8 protein-coding genes are annotated in these 6,786 nt (G+C 66.8%); 5 read left to right on the top strand and 3 right to left on the bottom strand.

From position 1 onward, the window contains the following. Window positions 1–205 (top strand): alpha/beta fold hydrolase (locus A5702_RS02675; RefSeq protein WP_197506484.1); only part of this gene is annotated, 205 nt, incomplete at its 5' end. 4 nt (window positions 206–209) lie between these two features. Here A5702_RS02675 and A5702_RS02670 read toward each other — a convergent pair. Together A5702_RS02670 and A5702_RS02665 are read right to left on the bottom strand one after the other, a co-directional pair. Then, window positions 210–1,841 carry a multicopper oxidase family protein gene (locus tag A5702_RS02670; protein WP_068218008.1) on the bottom strand — a complete coding sequence of 544 codons (1,632 nt, stop codon included), beginning with the start codon at window positions 1,839–1,841 and terminating at the stop codon, window positions 210–212. Between the two features lie 113 nt (window positions 1,842–1,954). Next, entirely contained in the window at window positions 1,955–2,707 is a 753-nt protein-coding gene (locus A5702_RS02665; RefSeq protein ID WP_068218005.1) for an SDR family oxidoreductase, read from the bottom strand. 149 nt (window positions 2,708–2,856) lie between these two features. Here A5702_RS02665 and A5702_RS02660 point away from each other — a divergent pair, with 149 nt between their 5' ends. Continuing rightward, on the top strand, window positions 2,857–3,657 hold the full coding sequence (locus tag A5702_RS02660) for an SDR family NAD(P)-dependent oxidoreductase (protein WP_055401961.1): 801 nt from the start codon (window positions 2,857–2,859) through the stop codon (window positions 3,655–3,657). Between the two features lie 8 nt (window positions 3,658–3,665). Here the strand turns inward: A5702_RS02660 and A5702_RS02655 are convergent, their stop codons facing one another. Further along, on the bottom strand, window positions 3,666–4,238 hold the full coding sequence (locus A5702_RS02655) for a PAS domain-containing protein (protein WP_197506483.1): 573 nt from the start codon (window positions 4,236–4,238) through the stop codon (window positions 3,666–3,668). A 273-nt stretch (window positions 4,239–4,511) separates the two neighbouring features. On the opposite strand from A5702_RS02655, the gene A5702_RS02650 reads away from it, so the two are divergent. The 3 genes from A5702_RS02650 to A5702_RS02640 are packed head-to-tail and all read left to right on the top strand — an operon-like array spanning window position 4,512 to window position 6,629. Next, complete coding sequence (locus A5702_RS02650; RefSeq protein ID WP_055401965.1) at window positions 4,512–5,177, top strand: TetR/AcrR family transcriptional regulator; 666 nt, start codon at window positions 4,512–4,514, stop codon at window positions 5,175–5,177. 11 nt (window positions 5,178–5,188) lie between these two features. After that, a complete protein-coding gene (locus A5702_RS02645) occupies window positions 5,189–5,383 on the top strand; it encodes a ferredoxin (RefSeq protein WP_068218002.1) in 195 nt (64 codons plus the stop codon). A gap of 1 nt (window position 5,384) precedes the next feature. Beyond that, window positions 5,385–6,629: a cytochrome P450 gene (locus tag A5702_RS02640; protein WP_068218000.1), complete on the top strand. Its 1,245-nt coding sequence runs from the start codon at window positions 5,385–5,387 to the stop codon at window positions 6,627–6,629. Window positions 6,630–6,786 lie beyond the last annotated feature (157 nt).

Genomic DNA, 6,786 nt, shown 5'->3' with positions numbered 1-6,786 from the left:
CCGGGCGTACGAGCGCATCACGGTGCCGACGCTGGTCGTCGAGGGGGGCGACGACAAGCTCCTTCCCTCCGGCTGGGCCGCGCAGATCGCCGGGCAGATCGACGGCGCCCGCTCGGTGGTGGTCGACCGGGCGGGCCACTGCCCGCAGATCGAGCAGTCGTCGGTGCTCAACGAGTTGTTGCTGAATTTTCTGGCCGACGCCTGATCTGCTAGAACACGTAGTCCAGCCGGGTCTGCATGCCGGCCTCCTGGTGATAGGTGTTGTGGCAGTGCAACACCCACAGGCCCGGGTTGTCGGCCACCAGAACGGCGAGCAGCTTCTGCTTAGGCAGCACCATCAGGGTGTCCTTGCGCGCACCGGGGCTGCCGTCGGCCTTGATCAGTTGGAAGGTGTGCCCGTGCAGGTGGATCGGGTGATACATCATGGTGGGGTTGTCGAACGTGATGGTGGGCCGTTCGCCCTCCCGGACGTGCAGGGGTTCGGTGTTGCTGTAAGGCTTTCCATTGATAGTCCAGTTGTATTGGACCATGTTGCCGCCCAGCACGACCGGAAGGTTGAGGCCGGGTTGCGGCCGGCCCAGGTTGACCGGTGTTGTCGCGGTGAACATCTCAATCGTGCCCACTCGCCGGTTCAGCTCGGGCGGCTGGAATCCCGGGTCCGGCGCGCTGCCGGACCCGGTCGACAGCAGCGCGCGCGCCAGTGCGTTCTTGCCCTCCGCCAAGGCGACCAGCGGGAAGACGCCGTCCGCGGCGGTCACCACGACGTCGTAGCGTTCGGCCATGCCGATGAGCAGGGCGTCGACCTGGACCGGCACCACGGGGTATCCGTCGGTGTGGGTGACCGTCATCGAATGACCGGCCAACGCGACGCGAAACGCGGTGTCGGAGCCGGTGTTGATGAATCGGATCCGGATGCGCTGGCCCGGCTTTGCGTTGAAGGTCATGGGAGCGGCGGGAATTCGCCCGTTGACCAGATAGTAGGGGTAGGCGATATCGCCCGCGTCGCCACCGAGCAGATCGCTCTTACCGACGTTCCCCTCCGGCATCGGGGCGGGACTCGGCGAGCCGGTCGGTGTCGTCGAAGTCTCACTGCTCGACGTTGTCGTCGGGGTCTCGCTGGTGGTCGAGGTCGTCGACGTGGTGGGTGGCGTTGTGGTCGTGGTCGGGGGACCGCTTGGCATGCTGGGCTTGTTCGGGCTGGTCAGTTCGGTGTAGAGCTGCTGCGGAGACTTTCCGATTCCGTCGGTCCAATCATCAAGGACCACAATCCATTCGGCGTCATAGTTGCCCTCGGTCGGGTCGTCGACGATAACCGGGAGGTACAGGCCCATGTCCGCGTCCAGGCCGGTGTGCGGATGGGCCCAGTAGGTCCCCGAATTCGGGACGGAGAAGCGGTAGGTGAAGTCCTGGCCGGCGGGGATGTTCGGCGTGGCGGGCGCGGCGCCGTCCATGTCGTTGCGCAGCGCGACGCCGTGCCAGTGCACCGATGTCGGATGGTCGAGCCGATTCGACACCGTGACCACCAGCTCGTCGCCGATTCGCGCCCGGATCGGTGAGCCCGGGATGGTGTTGCCGTAGGCGAACGTACGGACAACGGGCCCACCCAGGTCCACCTGGACCTGCTGGGCGGTCAGGCTGGCGGTGACGGTCCGGCCGCTGTGGGGCCGGGCGGCCTCCGCCGCGTCGATGGCGGCGGCCAACTGGGCATTGGCCGACGGCGCGGGCTTGGACTGACTGCACGCCGCCAGCGCCAACCCGCCGGCGATGCCGGCCGCCATGAATCCGCGCCTGGTCAGCTGCGCGCTTGGGGCGGTGACATCGCTCGTGGGGGGCACAGGCATCACCGCTCCTCGTCGTCATCGATCTTCGGCGTCTTATACCGTGCTCGGCCGGAGGGCTCAGCGCAACTACCGCCGGGGTTGATGTCGCAACGGCGGTCGGCTACTTGGCGCCGCTACGACACCCCGGCCAACCAATCGCTGAACGTGGTCGGGTAGATCGTCGCGTCTTCGCCGTCGACCGGAACGATGCTGCGATCGTCGAGCAACGCGCCGTAATAGCGGACACCGTCGTCGGTGATCACCTGGCGATCGTCGCCGGTGGCCGCGAACCGGGCCCGGATGAAGTCATCCATACCCTGCTTTTCCGGCCCGGCGATATTGATTACGCCGTTGACCGGGTTCCCGGCCGCGGCGCGGGTGACGGCCGTGGCGACGTCCGCGGCGGCGATGGGCTGGAAAGCGCCATGCGGGGCGCGGACCGTGTCGCCGTCGGCCATCGAATCAGCAATGCCGCCAACGAATTCGAAGAACTGAGTCGCCCGCACGATCGAATACGGGAATCCCGATTCCACTATCTCTTTTTCCTGGGCCACTTTCGCCCGCATGTAGCCGCTTTCTGCCGCCCGGTCGGCCCCCACGATCGAGAGCGCGACGTGGTGCCGCGCGTTGGCGGTCCGCTCCGCGTCGAGGAGGTTGCGGGTGGAGGTGGTGAAGAAGTTCAGGACATCGTCGTCGGCCCAGGACGGCGAGTTGGAGACGTCCACAACGGTGTCGACGCCGGCGAGGGCACCGGCGAGGCCTTCCCCGGTGATGGTGTTGACCCCCGAGCTCGGCGAGGCGGGGATGGCCTCGTGTCCCAGCTCGGTGAGCTGGGCGACAACCTGTGATCCGATGAGTCCGCTACCCCCGACGACCAGAACCTTCATGAGCTTCCTCCCGAGTTTCCCGATGAACTGGCGCTCCCAGCATGGCGGGTGTGTGGGGCGAGCGAAACCCCTTGGGGCCTACCGATCGGCCCGGGCCCGCTTAAATCAACTGCTTGACTTAACGCGGTCGGCGCGGATTAACTCGTCGGGTGGTCAACGAATTGGAAGGCAAGGTCGCCGTCGTGACCGGCGGCGCCTCCGGCATCGGTCGCGGAATCGTGGAACGGTTTGTCGCCGAGGGGGCGCGGGTCGTCATCGCCGATGTCGAGGCCGAGAGGGGAGAGCAGCTGGCCGCCGCATCGGGCGCCGCCGCCCTGTTTCGGCGAACCGACGTCTCCGATCCCGCCCAGGTCGCGGCGCTGGTCGCCGCGACGGTCGAGACGTTCGGTGGCCTGCACATCATGGTGAACAACGCCGGAATCTCGAGCCCGCTGCGCCGGCTGCTGGACGACGACCTGGCCGACTTCCACCGGGTGATGGGGGTCAACGTTCTCGGGGTGATGGCCGGCACGCGAGATGCCGCTCGGCACATGGCCGAAAGCGGTGGCGGATCGATCATCAACCTGACGTCGATCGGTGGGATCCAGGCGGGCGGCGGGGTGATGATCTACCGCGCGTCGAAGGCCGCGGTCATCCAGTTCACCAAGTCCGCCGCAATCGAACTGGCGCGCTACGAGATTCGGGTCAACGCCATCGCGCCGGGAAACATCCCGACGCCGATCCTGGCGTCGTCGGCGGCCGACATGGATCCGGCCGAGCTGGAGCGCTTCGAAGCCCGGGTGCGCGAGACGATGCGCGAGGACCGGCCCCTGAAGCGCGAGGGCACACCCGACGACGTCGCCGAGGCGGCGTTGTACTTCGCCACCGATCGTTCCCGTTACGTAACCGGAACCGTGCTGCCGGTAGACGGTGGGACGTCCGCCGGCAAGGCGATCCGTTCCCGCAAGTAGCCGCGGCGTCAGGACTCTTCCGCCGGATGCCCGGCGTGGGTTTCCAGGCGAAGCCTGGCCAGCGCCTCGGCGCGTTCGAAATCTTGCGCGCCAACGCTTTCCATGACCACGCTGTGGGAATGTGCCAGCACACCGAGCACCGCTTCGCTGGGCAGGTCGGGGAACTGACGCCCGAGCACTTCCGCCGCCCTCCTCAACTCGAAGAGTTTCGGATACGCGCGCTCTTCCGGCGTCGGCGGTACGACGCGGGTGACGTCCTGGGCGTGCTGCAGCACGGCGACGGTCTTTTTGCCGTCTTTGATCGGGTCGTTCATCGGTGTCCAGACCCGATAGACGAACGCGCCCGGGTTCTGCCGGTCGGGAAGGTCGTAACGCTGGACCCCCATCCAGTGCCGGACCCCACGGCGGAATACCAGATCCACCGACGCGGAGACGTTGGCCACGCCGTCCGCATCGGGATCGGCCGGGTTGTCCGGGAAGACGTCGAACAGCTGGTGGCCCAGCAACTCTTCGCGCGGATGCCCCGACACGCGTTCGCAGGCGGAGTTCACCGCGCGGATGCGCAAGTCGGCGTCGGCCACCAGGTACGGCGACCACTTCGACTGGAACCACGCGGAATCCTCGATCGCCGATACCCGGCTGGCTGACAACATCCCGCACCCACCAATGATTCACCGTCCCGACACCGCCGCGTTCCCGCACGCAAGAGGCCATCGTGACCGAGCGGGGAAGCTTCGGGCGAGGGACCTTTGTCACCCATTACCGGCTAAGTGGCACCGAAGCCGGCGCGAGCGGGCGCCAACAAATTAAATCAATCGCTTGACTTAATCGCTGGGCCACGGTTGACTAGCCGGGTGACCACCATCGGCCGGGCAGTTCGCACCGAACGGGCCAGTTCGACGCAGGAGGCGATCCTCGTTGCGGCCGAGCGGTTGTACGCCGAGCACGGCATGTTCGCGGTGTCCAACCGGCAGGTGAGCGAGGCTGCCGGCCAGGGCAACAACGCCGCGGTGGGCTACCACTTCGGCACGAAGGCCGACCTGGTCCGCGCGATCGAACACAAGCACCGGGGGCCGGTCGAGCAGCTGCGCGAGCGGATGGTGGCCGAACTGCTCGAAGCGGGTGGTTCGACCGAGCTGAGGGACTGGGTGGCCTGCCTGGTGCGGCCGCTCACCGATCATCTGGAGGAACTCGGCAATCCCACCTGGTACGCGCGTTTCGCGGCGCAGGCGATGACCGATCCCGCGTACTACCACATCATCGTCAAGGGCGCCCTCAGCTCGCCATCCCTGGTGCAGGTGGTCGAGGGCATCAACCGGTGCCTGCCCGACCTGCCGGCCGAAGTGCACTTCGAGCGAAACATCATGGCCCGCAACCTGTTGATGCACACCTGTGCCGACCGGGAACGATCGCTTGCCGCGGGCGCCTCGCCGCCCCAGCGCTCGTGGCGGGGCGCCGCCTCGGGTCTCATCGACGCGATCGTGGGCCTGTGGCTGGCGCCCGTCACCCCGTACGAATGAGAGGTCTGCAGATGAAAGTGACTGTCGACCAAGATGTCTGCGCTTCGTCGGGCAATTGCGTGCTGAACGCGCCCGACGTATTCGACCAGCGCGACGAGGACGGCGTCGTTGTTCTGCTCAACGCCAATCCATCCGCCGATGAGGCGCCCGGCGCCCGGCGAGCGGCCGCGGCGTGCCCCGCGCTGGCTATTCAGATCGAGGAATGAGATGTCAGAAACGCTGACTAACACTTCCGGCGTCGAGGCGACCGAGATCCCGGATTATCCGATGCCGCGGCGGGCGGGCTGCCCCTTCGCCCCGCCGCCGGATGTCATGGCGCTTGCCCAAGAGCGACCCTTGTCCCGGGTGCGCATCTGGGACGGGAGCACCCCGTGGCTCATCACCGGCTATGAGCAAGTGCGGGAACTGTTCTCGGATTCGCGGGTCAGCGTCGACGATCGGCGGCCGGGGTTTCCGCACTGGAACGCGGGCATGCTGTCCACGGTGCACAAGCGGCCGAGGTCGCTCTTCACCGCCGACGGCGAAGAGCACACCCGATTTCGGCGCATGTTGTCGAAACCCTTCACGTTCAAGCGAGTTGAGGGCTTGCGCCCGACCATCCAGCAGATCACCGATGACCACATCGACGCGATGCTGGCCGGCCCGCAGCCCGCCGATATCGTCACCGCGTTGGCCTTGCCGGTTCCCTCGCTGGTGATCAGCGAGCTGCTAGGTGTCCCCTATGAGGACGCCGACATGTTCCAGCACCACGCCAACGTCGGGCTCGCGCGCTACGCCACGGGCGAAGACACCGTCAAAGGCGCGATGAGTCTGAACAAGTACCTCGCGCAACTGGTCGAGGCCAAAATGGAGGATCCGGCGCAGGACGCGGTTTCCGATCTGGCCGAGCGCGTCAAGGCCGGCGAACTGAGCGTCAAAGAGGCGGCCCAGCTGGGCACCGGGCTGCTGATCGCCGGGCACGAGACCACCTCGAACATGATCGGTCTCGGGGTGCTGGCCCTACTGGTCAACCCGGACCAGTTGGCCGTCCTGCGCGACGCCGACGACGACAAGGTCATCGCCAGCGCGGTCGAGGAATTGTTGCGCTATCTCAGCATCATTCAGAACGGGCAGCGCCGCGTCGCCCTCGAAGACATCCACATCGCCGGGGAGACGATCCGCGCCGGCGAAGGCATCATCATCGACTTGGCCCCGGCCAACTGGGATCCGGACGCCTTCCCCGAACCGGACCGGCTGTACCTGCACCGCTCGGGGGCCGACCGCAACGTCGCCTTCGGGTACGGCCGCCATCAATGCGTGGGCCAACAGCTCGCCCGCGCCGAGCTGCAGATCGTTTACCGCACCCTGTTCCGCCGCGTCCCCACGCTGGAACTGGCGATCGGAGTCGAGGACGTGCCCTTCAAGGACGACCGGCTCGCCTACGGCGTCTACGAACTTCCGGTGACCTGGTAGCCCCAGGTCGCTACTCTCAACACTGCAGATCCGAATGGAGGGTCAATGATGACGACTCAAGCAAGCGCCGTTTCGCTTTACCCACCCGAAGGCTTCGGGGCCCCCAAGAATCGCCGTGGTCACGCCTCGGGCGCGGATGTCGGCCTGCCGGCCGGGA

It is taken from the genome of Mycobacterium sp. E3339, assembly GCF_001666915.1.
Lineage (GTDB): Bacteria > Actinomycetota > Actinomycetes > Mycobacteriales > Mycobacteriaceae > Mycobacterium.
This window is presented reverse-complemented; position numbering and strand designations above follow the sequence as displayed.

Excerpts from the sequence above, each read along its gene's own strand:
- A5702_RS02670 (WP_068218008.1), bottom strand. The coding sequence starts at position 1,841 with ATGCCTGTGCCCCCCACGAGCGATGTCACCGCCCCAAGCGCGCAGCTG.
- A5702_RS02665 (WP_068218005.1), bottom strand. The coding sequence starts at position 2,707 with ATGAAGGTTCTGGTCGTCGGGGGTAGCGGACTCATCGGATCACAGGTT.
- A5702_RS02645 (WP_068218002.1), top strand. The coding sequence starts at position 5,189 with ATGAAAGTGACTGTCGACCAAGATGTCTGCGCTTCGTCGGGCAATTGC.
- A5702_RS02640 (WP_068218000.1), top strand. The coding sequence starts at position 5,385 with ATGTCAGAAACGCTGACTAACACTTCCGGCGTCGAGGCGACCGAGATC.